General features: G+C 67.2%; 6 protein-coding genes. 2 read left to right on the forward strand and 4 right to left on the reverse strand.

What is annotated here, in order from left to right; genetic code table 11:
• Window positions 1–7: 7 nt before the first annotated feature.
• A complete protein-coding gene (locus KA419_01670; GenBank protein ID MBP7864631.1) occupies window positions 8–3,871 on the reverse strand; it encodes a CHAT domain-containing protein in 3,864 nt (1,287 codons plus the stop codon).
• 500 nt (window positions 3,872–4,371) lie between these two features.
• Here KA419_01670 and KA419_01675 point away from each other — a divergent pair, with 500 nt between their 5' ends.
• The gene (locus tag KA419_01675; protein ID MBP7864632.1) at window positions 4,372–4,587 is read left to right on the forward strand and encodes a hypothetical protein; all 216 of its coding nucleotides are present in this window, start codon (window positions 4,372–4,374) and stop codon (window positions 4,585–4,587) included.
• A gap of 603 nt (window positions 4,588–5,190) precedes the next feature.
• Here KA419_01675 and KA419_01680 read toward each other — a convergent pair.
• The 3 genes from KA419_01680 to KA419_01690 form a co-directional block, all read right to left on the reverse strand.
• Window positions 5,191–8,973, reverse strand: coding sequence for a VCBS repeat-containing protein (locus KA419_01680; GenBank protein ID MBP7864633.1), 3,783 nt, complete (start codon window positions 8,971–8,973; stop codon window positions 5,191–5,193).
• Window positions 8,974–9,215: 242 nt separating this feature from the next.
• Window positions 9,216–13,004: a hypothetical protein gene (locus KA419_01685; protein ID MBP7864634.1), complete on the reverse strand. Its 3,789-nt coding sequence runs from the start codon at window positions 13,002–13,004 to the stop codon at window positions 9,216–9,218.
• A gap of 328 nt (window positions 13,005–13,332) precedes the next feature.
• Complete coding sequence (locus KA419_01690; protein MBP7864635.1) at window positions 13,333–17,136, reverse strand: VCBS repeat-containing protein; 3,804 nt, start codon at window positions 17,134–17,136, stop codon at window positions 13,333–13,335.
• Between the two features lie 261 nt (window positions 17,137–17,397).
• On the opposite strand from KA419_01690, the gene KA419_01695 reads away from it, so the two are divergent.
• Entirely contained in the window at window positions 17,398–18,000 is a 603-nt protein-coding gene (locus KA419_01695; protein ID MBP7864636.1) for a nitroreductase family protein, read from the forward strand.
• Window positions 18,001–18,245 lie beyond the last annotated feature (245 nt).

Below are 18,245 nucleotides of genomic sequence, written 5' to 3' on the forward strand. Positions count from 1 at the left end.
CGAACGCTCACCGCGGGTCGCCGTTGAGCACGAAGGCGGCCCAGGAGAAGGGGTGGGCGGCGGATTCCCGGCCGGGCTGCGTTTCCTTTCCCCGGAGAAGCGCCACCTGGGCACGCCGCAGGGCCTCGTCCTTGCGGAGGCCCTCTTTCAGGCCGGTGTAGAAGCGCTTCATCAGGAGGGCCGTGGAGTCGTCCGAAACACCCCAGAGCGAGGAGACGACGGCCGGGGCGCCGGCGTGGAAGAAGGCCCGGGTGAGACCCACGAGGCCCTCTCCCCCCCGTTCCTGGCCGAGGGCCGTCCGGCAGGCGGAGAGGACCACCAGGTCCGCGTCCAGCTTCAGGCCTTCGAAAATCTCCCAGGCATGCAGCAGCCCGTCCGAGGCCGCGGTCGCCCCCGGGGCCGGCGGGCTGAGCACCAGGCAGGAGTTCAGGGGGAAGCCGGGGTCAACGACTCCGTGACAGGCGAAGTGGACGTACCGGGAACCCGGGCTCGCCGACAAGGCGTTCTCCTCGGTGGCGGCATCCCCCGTGAAGACCCGGGCGCTCCCGGGGTAGAGACCCCCGATGGCCGTCACCTCGTCCCGGCTGGCCGGCAGCGCTCCCAGCCCCTCGCCGGGCATCTCGCGGAAGGCGAGCCTCGCCCGGGGGGAACTCTCGTCCCCGCCGCCGCAGTCAGGGTCCCCGAAGGCGGTCACGGACACGTGGGCCGACCGCGGGCCGGTGCGTTTCAACTCATCGTAGACCGTGCACGAAAGCGCCGTGGAAAGGGGGCGTTCCTCCACCAGGAAGCGGCCTCCGGGGGTCGTCAGGGCGGCGAAGGGCAGGGCGTGCAGGGGGCCGTCGGGGCAGATCAGCAGGCGTTGCGACGCGTGAAGCGGGCGGGAGGCCGGGCCGACGAGGAGCTTGAAGAGTTCCGTCGAGAGGCGTTTCAACCGGGCCGGGTCCACCCGACTCGTCACCAGCCGCCGGAACATCTCCACCCGCCGCCGGAGGTTCTCATCACCGGCTGGGACCGGGTAAACCCGCAAGTCCCTGCCGAGAAGGGCGAAGAGCCAGGTGTTCTTCTCCCCGGTGCTGTAGGACAGGAGAAGGGTCCCCGGCTCGAGGGCGGCTTCCACTTCGGGGAGGGTCAGCGGCCGGGGGTAGCGGAGAGAGGCCAGGCGGGGGGAGGCGGAGCGGATGGCCTCCTCGGCTTCCAGTTTCCGCATCTGAAGGTCATCCAGACGTTTTCGGAGCGCCTCCACCCGGTCCGCTTCCCGTTCGGGATCGAGACCGGCCAGTTCTTCCCGAACCCGCTCCTGCTCGGCCGCGAGGCGCCGGTGCACCCCGAGGGTCTCCGCGGGAACTTCCCGGGAGAAGTCGATGTCGCGCTCGGCCAGCATCTTCAGCAGCACGTGGGCGCGGGCCCGCTCCAGGGTGTGGAAGGCCTCCCCCTTCCGGTTCAGCCGGATTTGCACGTCCACCAGGTCATGGTAGAACTCCGCCTCGTACCCCGAGTAGAGTTCCTGCGTTTCCCGTCCTCCGCCCAGTCGGCCGCGGGCGTTCTCCACCGCGGAAACCGCCCTCCGGAAGCAGTCCAGGGCCTGCTCAAGCTCCCCGCGGTCCCGGTGGAGACGACCCAGTTCCAGCAGGGTCTCGGCTTCCTCCTGGGTCCCCGACAGGAAGCGGGCCAGGATGGCGAGGCTCTCCTTCAGGGTTTGTTCGGCCCGGTCGCTTTCACCCGTGACCCGGAGGATGTGCCCCAGGGTGATCAGGCAGGTGGCCCGCTCCACGGAAACCGGGGCGATGGCCCGGAACATGCCCTCGGCCTTTTCAACCATGCCCCGTGCCTCCCGGGCATTGCCCGCCGCCAGCTCCACCGCCCCGAAGTTGAACCAGGCACTGGCCTCGTCCGTTCCACCCGGGGCAACGGCGTGGAAGATCGTCAGCGCCGACCGGAAGGCGACCCGGCAGGACACAAAATTCTTCTCGGAGCGCGCCATGTTCGCGAGGACGCACTGGACCCGGGCGACCTCCACGCCCCCGGGGTCGATCTCCTCCAGGATGCCCAGCGCCTGGAGGCAGAGTTCACGGGCCCGGGCGAAGTCGTATCGGCGCTTGACCAGGATGCCGAGGTTTTTCAGGCACAGGGCCGTGTCGACGCTCCGGGGGCTCCGCGCCCGGAACAGTTCCAGCGCCCGCGTGTAGTAACGCTCGGCGTCCACCAGGTTTCCCCGTGCGGACTCCACGTTGGCCAGGTTGAGGAGGATTCCCGCCGCCTGGGGGTTGCCCGGGGCCAGTTTCTCCAGGAGCCCGAGGGCCGCGCTGAAGTGCGCCTGGGCGGCGGCGAGGTCACCCAGGCTCATGAGCACGCTCCCGAGGTTGGTCCGGGCGTAGACGACGTTGATGCTGCCGGGCGCCCGACGCTCACAGATGTCGAGGCCCTTCCGGATGTACTCCTCCGCGGCGGTGAGATTGCCCGCGTTCTGTTCCACGGCGGCGAGGTTGATCAGGACCATCGCCTCGTTCAGGCTGTCGGGGACGAGCTTGTGAAAAATGGCCAGGGCCGCCGTCATGTGCTCCCGCGCCTCGGCCGCCCTTCCCCGCTGCCGGGCCAGGTTGGCGAGAGAATTCAAAGCCATGGCCCGTTCCTGGGTTTCGGCACCCTCCTTGTCAAAGAGGGTGAGGGCCCGGCGGTAGCAGCGCTCCGCTTCGTCCAGGTCCCCGCCCTCCCGCTTGAAGACCCCCCTGTCGAGGAAGACGATGGCCATCTCCAGCGTGTCGGGGCCCGTCCGCTCACCGACCTCCAGGGCTTTGTTCAGGTAGGCCGCGGCCTCTCGAGGCTTCCCGGACCGGTTCGCCACGATCCCCAGCCGGCTCAGCGTGAAGGCCAGGCGGACATGGTCCGGGTAGATCCGCTCCGCGCAGGCCAGGGCCTCGAGGTATTCCGTCTCGGCCTTCCGGTAGTCGCCCTTCCAGAAGGCCAGGAACCCGAGGCCGCAGTGCGCCAACCAGAGCGCGTGACAATCCAGCCCGCGTGGGGTCAGGATGGACAGGCTGCGTTCAAAGCACTGCACGGCTTCCAGCCCCCTTCCCAGCGGGTGAAGGAGATCCCCTTGGAACGCCAGCGCTCCCGCCAGGAGGGGGGAACCCGCCTCCTCCTTCTCCAGGAGCGCGATGCCTTCCCGGGCCGCATCCGCCGCAGCGGACAGGTCGCGGGACGCACGCAGGGCCGCGGCCATCCGGAGCCAGAGGTACGGGAGGAACTCCCCGAGCCCCGAAGCCTGCGCCAGGTCGCGGGCGGTGCGGAAGCAGCGCAAGGCGGAGGAGGGGTTGCGCACCCGGTCGTCCTGCCAGGCGTCCCCCGCCCGGAGGTACACCAGGCAGGCCCCCACCGGGTCGCCCCGGTCCTTCAGCCGGCCCGCCAGTTTCTCCCACGCCTCGGCCCCGGCGGCGGGGGTGTCCGAGCGGAAAGCCGACAGGCACGGTTCGTACTCCGGCGCGATCTCGGGCGGAAGCACAGGGCCGGTGGTCATCTTCCAGTCGCCCCAACCCAGGGTGAAAGACCGGTCCCGGCCCTCCCTCACGCCGGTGAGCCTGACGGGAAAGTTCGAAAGGAGCCCGCTTTCGACCGCCTCCAGGCTTGCGGGGTAGCGGACGACGCCCCCCGCCGGCGCCCCCGGTGTCCCGCCCGGGCCCGGGGGGCCGGCCCCCGCCCACGCCAGGAGCAGGTCGCCCTCCCGGAGCCCGGCCTTCTCCGCCAGACCGCCCGGCGCCACGTGCTCCACCCGCACGCCGGGAAGCTTCCCGGGGGGGGCTCCAGTGCCCGCGACGCCCCACCCGGGCGCGAGCGGGAGAACGACGAGAACGAAAATCGCGATGCGCGTGCTCATGCAAGCTATCATATCACATCCGCCCCCCCGGCTTGCCACCCGGCCCGGAACGTTCCCGGGGGACCGGCGGGTCCCCGGTCCCAAGCCCCCGCCGCGGTTCTCGGGCCGGATCCCCCCCCCGAGGCGTCGGGCAAACAACCCGCGAAACAGCCGCTCCTCGCGGGAGAGTTCCCTTGACGACGGGCCGCGAAAGGAGTATGAAGAGATTATCGACGAGGGAGGTGGCCCGATGGGATGGTGGGTGGCGGCGGTTGCGGCCTGGCTCCTGTCGGCCGGCTGAATCGGCGGGGTCATGGCGGACGTGATCCGCGGCAGGAAAAGCGCCTTCGGCTGGCACGCGATTGCCGGCTATCTCTTTCACGGCGCCACGGCGGTCCTGACGCTCTGGCTCCTGACCCGCGCCCTGCAGGGCTGAAGGGGCGCCGGCACCGCGGGAGGTGAAAGTGAAGTCCTGTCGAAAAATCGTCGCTTACGGCCTGTTGGCCCTGGGCTTGGCCTGAATGGTCTACATCGTGGGAGGGGTCCTCTCCCGCTCAGCCTGGACGGCCACCGTCGGCGGCTTCATTCCCCCCCTGAGCTTCCACGCCGTCACCATGGCCCTGGGGGCGTGGCTGCTGGGCCGCACATCCCGGCCAGGCGGGAACGCGGCCGGCGGGGCCGCGCCTTCCGAAGTTCCCCCCGCCGGGGTTCCGGAGAAAAAGAACGAGAGCCGTTGACCGGGGGGAAACGGGAAAAGCGCCTCGCTCCTGCATCCTTCTCCCGGCAGGCGGAAGCTCGATGCCGTTCCAGCCGCGCCGGCTTTCCCGCGTGAAATGAAAACCCGCCACCAGCGCCGAAAAAGGGAGAGCACCATGACGGGCGATCGGGAGCTGACGGACTCCTGCCGCCTTCACACGGCCGTGCCCCGGCCGGGCGAAGCGCCGGAGGGCCTCGAGCGGGCGTTGGTGGACGGGATCCTGGGCACCCTGGCCAGGCCCGAGGCCGTCATCGAGGACATCGTTTACGGAGAACGCTTTGTAGCCCTTACCGCTGGCGGCAATCCCGTGCGCCGCCCGGCAGGCGGCACGTACCGTACGCGCCTTCTGCCGGAAGGCGCCAAACCGGCGGCTACCCGTGCGCCGCCCGGCAGGCGGCACGTACCGTACGCGCCTTCTGCCGGAAGGCGCCAAACCGGCGGCTACCCGGGCGCCGCCCGGCAGGCGGCGCGTACCGTACGCGCCTTCTGCCGGAAGGCGTCCAACCGAACCCGCCGGCTCGCACCCGTGAAAGGGAAATAGTGCGCCGCCCGGCAGGCGGCGCGTACTTCCGCATTGTTCATCCTACTGGATCCGGCGGTCTGCGAGGAGCCGGGTTCGGGCTTCCTCCCGGATCGCCTCCAGCGTGAGCCGGAGCTGGCCGACATACTCCTCGACCCCCGCCCCGGCAGCCCAGGGCCACCCTGCGTCCACCTCGTCCAGCGCCGCGTTCACGTAGTCCAGGTCTTTCGCCGCGTGGCTGGAGGGGACCCAGACCAGGAGATTCGCCCCGTAGTCCTCGAAGGGGAAGTTCAGGTTCGAGAACGGGAGGGAGGTGTTGGCGAATTCGGCCCGGATGAAGTGCACCCCGGGCTCCAGGGGGCGCCAGTCGAGGTTGGTGTGCCCCACGTGGCCAAGGTCGTGCCCTTTCCAGGAGACGCCCTGCACCAGCTTGTACGCCAGGGGTTTCTGGGCTTTGTCCGAGAAGAGCACCCAGTCCCTGAACACCACGTGCAGGGTCCGGCGGTCCAGCACGTCGGCGTGGATCACGGCACCCAGCTTGCTCCACTCCCCTTGCGGGGCCGTTCCCCACCCGGTGTGGAGCGTGCCGTCCGTCTGGCGCAGGCCCAGCCGCATCTTAGGGAAGAACGCGTCCGACGTGAGACGGACAGGGCCGCCGGCCTTGGCGGCGCCGTAGATCTGCAGCCCGCCGTTCCAGGGCCAGTACCCTTCCTTGTTGTCGCAGACGGACCCGCGCGGGTGGTTGGCGTTAACTTCGTTCCCGGCGTCCACCGTCACCCAGATCCGGTACAGGTTGCTCATGCTGGCGCTGGCGGGGCCCAGCCCCGTGGTGTTCCAGGGGACGGAGACTTCCTTGACCTCCTGGGGGTTCATGGACGGGACGCGCACCGTCCCGATGGTGACCCGGGGGCCGGATTCGAAGTCCGCCTCGTTGACCGGGACGTACTCGAACTTCACGTCGAAGGGGGTGGCGCACGCCTTGAAGCTGAAGTTGTACACCCGCGCCGTCACCGTGAGGGCGGTCCCGTCCGTCACCGCGTGGGTCACGTCCATGGGCTCCCCCGTCGCCTCCGCAGGCTCCGCGGTCTGGAGGAACAACCCGCGCATGCGCTTGCCCATGTCGCTCTCGTCCACCTCGTACTCGTCCCAGTCGTCGGTGTACTCGTTCCAGATGGGTTGGAAGTGGTTGGGAAGGTTGAGGCCGGGGTCGGGCAAGCCGTTGTAATGCTGAACCCACCACGCCGAGGTGCCGGGGATGGTGACGGCGTGCCGGACCTTGTTGTTCCCCGACTTCGAGAAGTAGACGTAGGGCGTGAAAGAGTAGATCTGGCTCGAGTTCAGGCCGTGCATGGCCGGGACGGTGATGGACAGCCCGCCGGTGTTGGAGGACTCGTTCTCGTCGGTGGTGATCTGGGACCAGCTCCCGTCGGCCTGGAGGGCGATCTCGCCGTCGATGCCCGCCTTGAGGCAGCCGAACATCTTCGTCGAGAAGGAGATCTTGAAGTCGATGTCACCGCTGAGGTTTTCGGTCCACGACTGGGTCGTCTCGCCGCTTGCGCCGCCGGTCCAGGTGATTTTCAGGTTCTTTTCCGAGCCGTCCACGCCGTAGGTGATGCTGGTGTCGTTGAGGAACTGGGACAGCGGCTCGGTGGAACCCGGCACGGTGAATTCGCCCAGGTCGTTGGTGTAGGGGCTGGACGACTGCAACGGGTAGGTGAGTACGTTGCCGTTCTGGTGGACGGGCTGGTAGAAGTCCGGGCACCCCAGGCCGGCCATGAAGGTCGTGGCGGTGGAGGAAGGCGGGTAGTTCACGTCGTAGTAGCCCTGGGCTTCCTGGCCCGTGTTGGGGTTGAGGGCCGTGTAGCCGTAGACGGGGTAACGCCAGATGGTGTAGGTCCGGGTCTTGTACTGCATGATGTCGTCCCGGTCCGTGGCCTGGTCGAGGCTGTAGGTGTAGTTGTGGTAGGTGGTGTCGGCCGAATCGATGGACCGCTGGAAGGCGAAACCCAGCGACGCTTCCAAGGAGGCGTCGATGGTCTCCTTCGCCAGGACTTCGTGGATCTTCACCTCCATGTCGGCGCCGATCTTGGCGTTCAGGCCCGCCCCGCCCTCGGACACGCTCTGCTCGGTGTGAGAGGAGTAGTTTTCCCCTTCCTTGCTGTACATGCAGGAGAACTCGGGGAACATGCTGACGAAAACGCACTCCCACTCCCCTTCCCGGTCCTGGGGGTTCACCGGGAGGTAATCGACGTGCTTGGGGGGGTCCTCGATGGTGTAGTCCACGGTCACCACGTCCTGCATGATGATCTGGGTAGGCGGGCCGAGGAGGATGGAGCGCCCCCCGTCGTCCATCCTCGCCACGCCCAGGGACGGGAAGGAACTGGACAAGGCGCCCAGCTCGGTCCATTTCATGTAGGGCGTTCCGACGATCAGGGTGGTCGGGTTGACCTTGCAGGCGACGAAATTGATCTGCCGGCCGTTGGGGGCGTTGGACGCCTGGGTGATGAACACGCCGAGGTCCTGGAAGGGCACGGTGTTGTTGGTCCCCTCGAAGTTGCCGGGCAGGGGCTGGATGTCGTCGGGGACCCCCTGGAAGTAGTGGGTTGAGTCCGTGGAGGTAAAGGTGATGTGACCGCTGCCGATCTCCCAGTTGCCGGCGAAATTCAGAACGTCGATCCGGACGTCGATGGCCGAGTTGCCCTTGGCGTGCGGCTGGGTGGAGGCAAGCACCAGCTGCCGCTTGGTGTAAAGGTCGGCGGTCCCGGGGTCCTTGAACCAGGCCGTGGCCAGTTGGACCCGGTACTTGTCGGGTGTCAGGATACTGTCCCAACCGTCCACCGCGTTGAATGGGACCTGGATGACCAACCCCGGGGTCGGTGTCAAGCTGGCGTCGAAGGTGAACACCTGCAGGTAGTAGGGGGGATTGTTGTGCGGCAGGGAGGTGCTCATGATGACGTCCTCGATGCCGTCCCCGTTGAAATCGCCTGCGGCCAGGCTGACGGGCTGCGTATACATGCCGCCGTGGTTGCTGCGCCCCACCGCGCCGGCCGTCAGGACGCCGTCCAGGAAACGGTAGGCCTGGAGATGAGAGAAGATCACCGCGTACTGGGGGAAGTAAGCCGGGGTGCCCACCAGGATCTCCCGCCTCCCGTCCCCGTCCACGTCGCCCGTGGTCAGGTCGGAACAGACGCCGTCCAGGTACTTGGTGTTGGCGTCGGAGACCTCCTGGGTGGCCATGACCTCGAGCGCGTGGCTCAGGATGGTGAGCCGCAGCGACTGCACCCCGTCCTGGATGTAGTTGTAGAGGACCAGGATTTCGTCGTGGTAGGAGTCGTCGGCCTCCACCACCCCGTCCACGTCGGAGGCCACCAGGACCAGGTCGCCGTACTTTCGGGGGGCGTTCAGACCGTTGCCCGCGTCGAGACGGATCGTCTTCGACCCGCCCTCGAGGCGAATCTCCACCACGTTGCCGGTCGAGGCCGTCGTGTAGAACGCCGTGGCGTACCAGTCCCGCGTCAGGTCGAGGGTCCTGCCGGCGGCGATGGCCACGGGGGCCTTGAAGGCGCTGCCGCCGAGGGGGGAGACCCCGAAATGCTCCGAGTGGTGCCACCAACCGTCCGACTCGCAGTGGAGCCAGCTCGCGGTGATCGTCGAACCGGCGGGGTCGGGGTTGGCCCACAGGGCGCTGTCGTAGCCCCAGACCACCGTGCTGGTGGACAGGGTGAGGGGAGGGGTTTCGCCCGGGGCGGTGCCATCCTCGGCGCTCACAAAGGGAATTGCCCCGAGAAGGGCCACCAGGAAGAGAACGATCGGGTAACCCCGGAGGGATGGACGAATCTGGGTCATGGTTCCTCCTGTGCATGATGACAACAAACTCACACCCCCCCCGTACGCGCCTTCTGCCGGAAGGCGCCACCCGTACGCGCCTTCTGCCGGAAGGCGCCAGCCGTACGCGCCTTCTGCCGGAAGGCGCCAGCCCGGCGGCAACTCGTGCGCCGCCCGGCAGGCGGCGCGTACTGTACGCGCCTTCTGCCGGAAGGCGCCAGCCCGGCGACAACTCGTGCGCCGCCCGGCAGGCGGCGCGTACTTCAGTCCGCGCGTCGGTCGGACGGGAGGGTGGCGTGGACCCGGTCCCACGTCTCCGACTCGATCCGGCTCAGGGCCTCCCGGACCCGGTCGAACAACGCCTCTCCCCCGAGGGCCACGATCCGCGGCCGTTCCATCTCGAGCTTCTCCAGGCAGCGACCCGCGGCCTCCAGGTCTTTTTTCGCATCGTAAGACGTCACCCAGACCAGGAGGTTCCCCCCGTGGTCCTCGAACGGGAAGTTCGCGTTCGAGACGGCGAGGGAGGTGTTGGCCAGCTCGGCCCGGATGAAGTGCACCCCGGGCTCCAGGGGCCGCCAGTCGAAGTTGGCGTACGCCAGGTGGGGGAAGTTGTGCCCGTTGTAGGAAACGCCGTGCACCAGCTTGTACGCCAAGGGTTTCTGGGGTTTGTCGGAGAAGAGCACCCAGTCCTTGAACACCACGTGCAGGGTCCGGCGGTCCAGAACGTCGGAGAGGACCAGGGCGCTCAGCTTGCTCCACTCGCCCATGGTGACCGAGCCCCACCCGGTGTGAAGCGTGCCGTCCGTCTGGCGCAGGCCCAGCCGCATCCTCGGGAAGAACGCCTGCGACGTGAGCTGGACGGGGCCTTCGCCCTTGGAGGCGCCGTAGATCTGCAGCCCGCCGCTCCAGGGCCAGTACCCTTCCTTGTTGTCGCAGACGGACCCGCGCGGGTGGATGGCGTTCACCACGTTCCCCGCGTCCACCGTCACCCAGATGCGGTACATGTTGCTCATGCTGGCGCTGGCGGGGCCCAGCCCCGTGGTGTTCCAGAGGACGGAGACTTCCTTGACCTCCTGGGGGTTCATGGACGGGACGCGCACCGTCCCGATGGTGACCCGGGGGCCGGTCTCGAAGTCGTTGTCACTGACCGGGACGTACTCGAACTTCACATCGAAGGGGGTGGCGCACGCCTTGAAGCTGAAGTTGTACACCCGCGCCGTCACCGTGAGGGCGGTCCCGTCCGTCACCGAGTGGGTCACGTCCATGGGCTCCCCCGTCGCCTCCGCGGGCTCCGCGGTCTGGAGGAACAACCCGCGCATGCGCTTGCCCATGTCGCTCTCGTCCACCTCGTACTCGTCCCAGTCGTCGGTGTACTCGTTCCAGATGGGTTGGAAGTGGTTGGGAAGGTTGAGGCCGGGGTCGGGCAAGCCGTTGTAATGCTGAACCCACCACGCCGAGGTGCCGGGGATGGTGACGGCGTGCCGGACCTTGTTGTTCCCCGACTTCGAGAAGTAGACGTAGGGCGTGAAAGAGTAGATCTGGCTCGAGTTCAGGCCGTGCATGGCCGGGACGGTGATGGACAGCCCGCCGGTGTTGGAGGACTCGTTCTCGTCGGTGGTGATCTGGGACCAGCTCCCGTCGGCCTGGAGGGCGATCTCGCCGTCGATGCCCGCCTTGAGGCAGCCGAACATCTTCGTCGAGAAGGAGATCTTGAAGTCGACGTCGCCGCTGAGCTTCTCGGTCCACGACTGGGTGGTCTCGCCGCTGACGCCGCCGGTCCAGGTGATTTTCAGGTTCTTTTCCGAGCCGTCCACGCCGTAGGTCAGGTTGGTGTCGTTGAGGAACTGCGACAGCGGCTCGGTGGCGCCCGGCACGGTGAATTCGCCCAGGTCGTTGGTGTAGGGGCTGGACGACTGGAGCGGGTAGGTGAGCACGTTGCCGTTCTGGTGAACGGGTTGGTAGAAATCGGAGCAGCCCAGACCGGCCATGAAGGTGGTCATGGTGCTGGACGGGGGGAAATTCACGTCGTAGTAACCCTGGGCCTGCTGGTTCGTGTTGGGGTTGAGGGCCGTGTAACCGTAGAGGGGAAAGCGCCAGATGGTGTAGGTCCGGGTCTTGTACTGCATGATGTCGTCCCGGTCCGTGGCCTGGTCGAGGCTGTAGGTGTAGTTGTGGTACGTGGTGTCGGCCGTGTCGATGGACCTCTGGAAGGAGAAGTTCAGCTTCGCTTCCAGGGAGGCGTCGATGGTCTCCTTCGCCAGGAGCTCGTGGATCTTCACCTCCATGTCGGCGCCGATCTTGGCGTTCAGGCCCGCCCCGCCCTCCGACACGCTCTGCTCGGTGTGGGAGGAGTAGTTCTCCCCTTCCTTGCTGTACATGCAGGAGAACTCGGGGAACATGCTGACGAAGACGCACTCCCACTCCCCATCCCGGTCCTGGGGGTCCACCGGGAGGTAATCGACGTGCTTGGGGGGGTCCTCGATGGTGTAGTCCACGGTCAGCACGTCCTGCATGATGATCTGGGTGGGCGGGCCGAGGAGGAGGGACCGCCCCCCGTCGTCCATCTTCGCCACGCCCAGGGACGGGAAGGAACCGGACAGGGTGCCCAGGTTGGTCCACTTGAAATAGGGCTGGGCGATGGACAGGTTGCCCTTGTCCACCTTGCAGGCGACGAAGTTGACCTGGCGACCGTTGGCGGACGAGGCCGTCTGGGTGATGAAGAGGCCGAGGTCCTGGAAGGGCACCGTGTTGAGAGTCCCGTAGAAGTTGCCCGGGAGGAGCTTGAGGTCGTCCGGGGCGATTTGGTAGTAACCGTTTACGGAATTAGCATAAATCGTCGTGTACTGGACGGAAGGGGAAGACCAGGCGAGCGGGAAGTTGACGACCTCGAGCGCGGCGTTGACGACGTAGTAGTCCATCCAGTCCGGCTGGCCCGAGGCGATGACCAACTGGCGCCTGGTCACGAGGTCGGTGGTGCCGGGGTCCTTGAACCAGGCGGCGGCAAGGTCGAGGCGGAATTTGTCGGGGGTGAAATACATGTTGTAGGAGGAGGAACCGAAGTACGGGGTCAAAGAGGCCACCTTGGACGGCGCCAGGGTTGTGGAGACGGCGTAGCCCTCGATCAGGTAGGGAATGGTGTACCTGTCGCTCATGGAGCCCGTGAAAAGTTCGTCGACCCCGTCGCCGTTGAAGTCGCCCCCGGCCAGGCAGACGGGGTAGGCCGCATTCGAGTAGAAGCTGGACTGTGCAGCCGTACCGCAGGACAGCGCCCCTTCCTGGTAGCGGTAGACCAGGAAGCGGGTGTAGTAAAGCTTTGCGGAGGCACTGTACCACGGGTAACCAATGCCGATCTCCCTGGCGCCGTTGGCGTCGATGTCGGCCGTGGCCATGCCGGCGCTGGGGCCGTCCCGGAAGGCGGGGGGCGGGTCGGTGACGTCCGTCGTGGCCAGCACGGTGAGATCGTGTTTCAGCACGGTCAGGCGCAGGGTTTCCACCCCGTCCTGGATGTGGTCGTAGAGGACGAGGACCTCGTCGTGGAAGGAGTCGTCGGCCTCCACCAACCCGTCCACGTCGGCGGCCAGGAGAACGAGGTCGCCGTAGCGCCGGGGGGCGGAGACGCCGTTGCCGGCGTCCAGCTGGACCTTGCTCCCGTTCTCGTTGCGCACCTCCACCACGTTGCCGCCGGCCGCGGTGGTGTAGGCGGCGGTGGTGTACCAGTCCCGCGTCATGTCGAGGGTCCGTCCGGCGGCCACCGCCACCGGGGCGTGGAAGGCGCTGCCGCCGAGAGGGGAGACCCCGAAGCTCTCGTTGTGCTCGTACCAGCTGCTGGTCTCCCGATGGATCCAGTGCGCCCCGATCTTGGCGTTGACGGTGTCGGGGTTGGCCCACAGGGCGCTGACGTACTCCCACACCATGGTGCTGGTGGACGTGGGGAGCGGCGGGGTGTCCCCCGGGTCGCCCTCCTCGGGCCCCGCGAAGGCGGCCGCGCCGAGCAGGAACGTGAGGCACAGGGCCAGCAGGCTCCACCGGAAGAACGAACGAGACGCCATCATGTGTCCTCCTTTCCCAGCCGAAAATTGCGCATATCAGGGCCGGTCCGCCCACGGGCAGGCCCCGACGACACTCTTGCACACTCCCCTCCGATGAACTTGGCACACTGTATCATATTCGGGTGAGCGGCAAAAGTCGGTTAATAAATTTTGCAATTCAGTCCGCCCTCTGTGCGGTCGTCCCAACCCGGACAAACCGGAAAGGAACCACGAACACACGCGCCACACGAACGGCCTTTTGCGTGGAGGCGCCGGAAGGCGCCTGGCGAAACCCCACGGTTGCCCGCGGGAATGGGTAAAAAGTCGCGCCGCCCGGCAGGCGGCGCGTACTTCACTCCACGCGGCGCCGGGACGGGACCACCGGTTGGATTCGCGCCCGCGTCCGGGCCTCGATCACGCTCAGGGAGGCCCGGACGTGATGGAAGAGGTCCTCCCCCCCCAGCGCCACGATCCGCGGCCGCTCCGCCTCGAGGTTTTCCAGGGACCGGCCCGCGGTTTCAAGGTCCTTACCCGCGTCGCCGGACGGGACCCAGACTAGGAGGTTCGCACCGAAGTCCTCCGGGGGGAAGTCGGTCCGGGCGTACGGCAGGGAAGTGTTGGCAAACTGGGCGCGGATGAAGTGCACCCCGGGCTCGAGGGGCCGCCAGTCGAGATTGGCGTACGCCGCGTGGCCCAGGACGTGGCCATGCCAGGAGACGCCCTGCACGAGCTTGTGGGCCAGGGCTTTCTGGGGGATCTCCGAGAAGAGCACCCAGTCATAGAACACCACGTGCAGGGTTCGCCGGTCGGGCGCGTCGGCCACGATGAGCGCGCTGAGCTTGGCGTTTTCCCCTTCCGGCGCCGTTCCCCACCCGGTGTGGAGCGTGCCGTCGGGCTGGCGGAGCCCCAACTGCATTCGCGGGCGGAATTCCTCCGCTGCCGCCGCCGTCCTTGCGGCCGGCAAGGCGCTCCAGACGGAGACCCCCCCGTTCCAGGGCCAGTAGCCCTCCTTGTTGTCGCAGACGGACCCGTGCGGGTGGATGGCCTCCACGGCGCCGCCGGGGTCCACCGTCACCCAGATGCGGTAGGTGCTGCAGGTGTCGGGGGTGGCCGGTCCCAACCCCGTGGTGTTCCAGGGAACCGTGACCTCCTGCATCCCGAGGGGGCCCAGGGCGGAGACCCGGGCAGACCCGATCGCCACCCGGGGACCGGTTTCGGTGTCGGTCACGGGGTTGACGGGTACGTACTCGAACAGCACGTCGAAGGGCGTGGTGCACTGGAGCAGGCTGAAGTTGTACACGCGCGCCGTCACGGTGAGGGCGGCGCCGTCCACCACGGAGTGGGTCACGTCCATGGGGTCCCCGGTGGCGGCGGCGGCTTCCCCCGTCCGGATGAAGAGTCCGCGCACGCGTTTGCCGTCGGTGCTCTCGTCCACCTCCCAGTCGTCCCACTCGCCCGTGTAGGGGTTCTTGTGGACCAGGAAGTGGTTCGGGAGGTTGAGGCCGGGGTCGGGGAGGCGCCCGTACTGGTGGTTCCACCAGCTCGACGTGCCGGGGAGGGTGACGGCGTGCTGGACCTTGCTGTTCCCTGCCGTCGAGAAGTAGGCGTAGGGCGTGAACGTATAGATCTGGCTCGAGTTCAGGCCCGGAAAGGCGGGGACATTGATGGTCAGGCCCTTGGTGGTGGAGGTCTCCTTGTCGTCGGTGGTGATCTGGGACCAGTTCCCGTCGGCCTGGAGGCTGGCGTTGAAGTCGATGGTCTGCTTGCCGAAGAACAACTCCTTGACGGTGAAGGACATCTTGAAGTCCAGGTCGCCGCTGAGGCTCTCGCTCCACGACTTCTGCTGTTCACTCCCCGCTTTTTGGGTCCACTCGATGTCCAGGGTCTTTGCCGACCCGTCCACGCCGTAGGCGAGGCTGGTGTCGTTGAGGAAGTCCGTCACCGGGGTGCTGGAGCCCGGCAGGGTGAAGCTGCCCAGGTCGCCCGCGTAGGGGTGGGACGCCTGGAGGGGGTAGGAGAGGACGTTGCCGTTCTGGTGGACGGGCTGGTAGAAGTCGGAGCAGCCGAGCCCGCCGATGAAGGTGGTGAGGGCGCTGGTGGGCGGGAAGTTCACGTCGTAGAAGCCCTGCGCCTCCTGGTTGGTGTTGGGGTTGAGGGCCGTGTACCCGTAGATGGGGTAGCGCCAGACCTTGTAGGTCCGGGCCTCGTACTGCAGGATGTCGTCGTGGTCCGTGGCGTGCTCCATCTTGTAGCTGTAGGAGTTGTACTGGGTATTGGTGGTGTCGACGGCGCGCTGGAAGGCGAACTTGATGCTGGCGTCCAGGGAGACGTCCAGCTTTTCCTTGACCAGGATCTCGTTGGCCTTCACCGACATGTCGATGCCCAGCCCGGCGCTCAGGCCCGCCCCGCCCTCGGCCTTGCTCTGCCCGGTGTGGGTCACGGACTGCTCACCGGACTGGGTGTAGGCGCAGGAAAACTCGTCGTAGCGGCTCAGGTTGACCACCGCCCACTCCCCGGTCGGATCCTGGGGGTCCACGGGCAGGTAGTCGAGGTGCTTGGGGGGTTCCTCGATGGTGTAGTCGGGGGTCACCACGTCCTCCATGACCAACTGGATCGGGGGTCCGAGAAGGACGGAGCGCCCCCCGTCGTCCATGCGCGCCACACCCAGCCCGGGAAAGGCGGCATCGAGGATCCCCACGTCGTTCCACTTGATGTAGGGTTGGCTGACGGTCAGGGAGTTCCGGTCCACCTTGCAGGCGACGAAGTTGATGTCCCGGGTGGAGGTGGAGGTGGGGAGCTGGGTGATGAAGACCCCGAGGTCCTGGAACGGCACGGTGTTGAGGGTGCCGTAGAAGTTGCCGGGAAGGAGCTTGATGTCGTCGGGGCGATAGGTGTAGTAGTGGTCCACATCGTAGGCGTAGATGGTTGCGAGCCCGCCCCCGGCCGTGGACCAGGCGGCGTCGAAGTCCAGCACCTCGAGGGCGACGTTGACGGCGGCGACATTCATGGAATCCGGTTGGGCCGACGCGACGGCCAACTGCCGCCGGGTGGGGAGGTCCGTGGTGCCGGGGTCCTTGAACCACCCCGCGGCGAGGTGGATGCGGTAGTCGGCCGGGGTGAAGTACATCGAGCCGTAAGGCAGAGGGTAGTTGAAGTTGACGTAGGGGCTGCATCGGCGCGTGGGCGTCAGCAACGCGTCGAAGGTGTACCCCTCGACCAGGTAGGGAGTGTAGTTCCCCTCGACGGAGGTCCCCCCAAAGAGGTCCTCGACGCCGTCGCCGTTGAAGTCGCCCGAGGCCAGGCTGACGGGGTGAGGATGGTAGTAGGAGGGGCAGTCGAACTGGCCGGAGGCGCCGGCCTGAAGGCTTCCGTCCTGGTAGCGGAAGGCCGTGAGGCGCGCGTAGTAGCTGTTCCCCGCCGCGTTGAACCACTGGGTCCCCACCGCGATCTCCTTGAGGCCGTCCCCGTCCAGGTCGCCCGCGGCCATGTCGGCACAGGGGCCGTCCAAGAAGACCGGCGCGGGGTTGGTGACGTCGGTCTGGGCCAGCACCGTGAGATCGTGCTTCAGAACGGTCAGTCGCAGGGTTTCCACGCCGTCCTGAATGCGGTCGTAGAGGACGAGGATCTCGTCGTGGTAGGAGTCGTCGGCCTCCACCAACCCGTCCACGTCGGCGGCCAGGAGAACGAGGTCGCCGTAGCGGCGGGGGGCCGAAACGCCGTTTCCGGCGTCCAGGTGGACCGTGCTCCCGTTCTCGTTGCGCACCTCCACCACGTTGCCGCTTGCGGTGGCCGTGTAGGCGGCGGTGGTGTACCAGTCCCGCGTCAGGTCGAGGGTCCGCCCGGCGGCCACCGCCACCGGTGCGTGGAAGGCGCTGCCGCCGAGGGGGGAGACCCCGAAGCTCTCGCTGTGGTGGTACCAGCTGTCGGTCTCCCGGTGGATCCAGTTTGCCCCGATTTTGGCATTGGCGGTGTCGGGGTTGGCCCACAGGGCGCTGACGTACTCCCACACCATGGTGCTGGTGGACGTGGGGAGCGGCGGGGTATCCCCGGGGTCACCCTCCTCACCGCGCACGACGGCGGGCGCCCAGATCCAGAACAGTGCCGGCAGGCACAGGGCGAACAGTCGCCCCCGGAGCGATAAACGGAAAGTGCGCATTATTCCTCCTGAAAAAAGTGGATGATGATCCCCAAGCGGAACCCGACCTCTCCGATCGGATTTTCCTCCGATTCTCTTCACCCCTCTACTGAAAACACTAAAAACATTATATTCCCCCGGGAGATGAAAGTTGGAGAGAAATCTTGATTTTTCCGAGGGGGGGCCGAAACCGGTCACCCGGAGCTGATCACCCGCCGAATCCTTGAACCTGGCGGGACATCTATGCAAAAATGATGGAAATCATGCTTTCGGAGGTGGACCATGAATGTGGCGGACGCACTGGAATCGCGACGGGCGGTCAAGCACTACGACCCGGCGCACCGACTGACGGCCGAGGAGGAGCGGGCCCTGTTCGAGTTGGTGCTGCAGAGCCCCACGGCTTTCAATATCCAGCACTGGCGGTTCGTGGTGGTGCGCGACCCGGATCTCCGCCGGCAGATCCGGGCCGCGGCCTGGGACCAGGCCCAGGTCACCGACGCTTCCCTGCTGGTGGTGCTCTGCGCCGACCTGAACGCCTGGCGCAAGGCGCCCGAGCGTTACTGGCGCGACGCGCCCCCGCCGGTCCGGGAGTTCATCCTGCCAGCCATTCACGCCTACTACGACGGCAAGCCCCAGGTGCAGCGCGACGAGACCATGCGCTCCTGCGGCATCGCCGGGATGGCCCTGATGCTGGCGGCGAAGGAGATGGGCTACGACTCCTGCCCCATGGACGGGTTCGACTTCGAGGCGGTGGGAAAGCTGATCGGCCTGCCCGCCGACCACGTCATCGCCTTCATGGTGGCCGTCGGCCGTGGCACCAAGGCCGCGTGGCCCAAGCCGGGCCAGCTGCCCGCCGATGAAGTGGTGATCACGGACCGGTTCTGAGGGCGGTGCCGGGAAAAACTCGCGTTCGCCCGGAACGCCCGTGCCGGGATTTCGTTTCCCGTTGACGGAAACGTGGAACGATGGTATTCGACGCCTTCCGAGCCGTTCCCCTGCGTTCCTGGGATTCGAAGCCACTCCTTCCCAAGGCGTTGGACCTGGCGATCACCTGCCGTCGAACCGTCTGCGATTGTCTGTTCCTGGCCCTCGCGGAGGCCCTCGATGCCCGCCTGGTGACGGCGGACCGG

This window comes from Acidobacteriota bacterium (assembly GCA_018001935.1).
Classification (GTDB): domain Bacteria; phylum Acidobacteriota; class JAAYUB01; order JAAYUB01; family JAAYUB01; genus JAGNHB01.

Excerpts from the sequence above, each read along its gene's own strand:
- KA419_01670 (MBP7864631.1), bottom strand. The coding sequence starts at position 3,871 with ATGAGCACGCGCATCGCGATTTTCGTTCTCGTCGTTCTCCCGCTCGCG.
- KA419_01675 (MBP7864632.1), top strand. The coding sequence starts at position 4,372 with ATGGTCTACATCGTGGGAGGGGTCCTCTCCCGCTCAGCCTGGACGGCC.
- KA419_01680 (MBP7864633.1), bottom strand. The coding sequence starts at position 8,973 with ATGACCCAGATTCGTCCATCCCTCCGGGGTTACCCGATCGTTCTCTTC.
- KA419_01685 (MBP7864634.1), bottom strand. The coding sequence starts at position 13,004 with ATGATGGCGTCTCGTTCGTTCTTCCGGTGGAGCCTGCTGGCCCTGTGC.
- KA419_01690 (MBP7864635.1), bottom strand. The coding sequence starts at position 17,136 with ATGCGCACTTTCCGTTTATCGCTCCGGGGGCGACTGTTCGCCCTGTGC.
- KA419_01695 (MBP7864636.1), top strand. The coding sequence starts at position 17,398 with ATGAATGTGGCGGACGCACTGGAATCGCGACGGGCGGTCAAGCACTAC.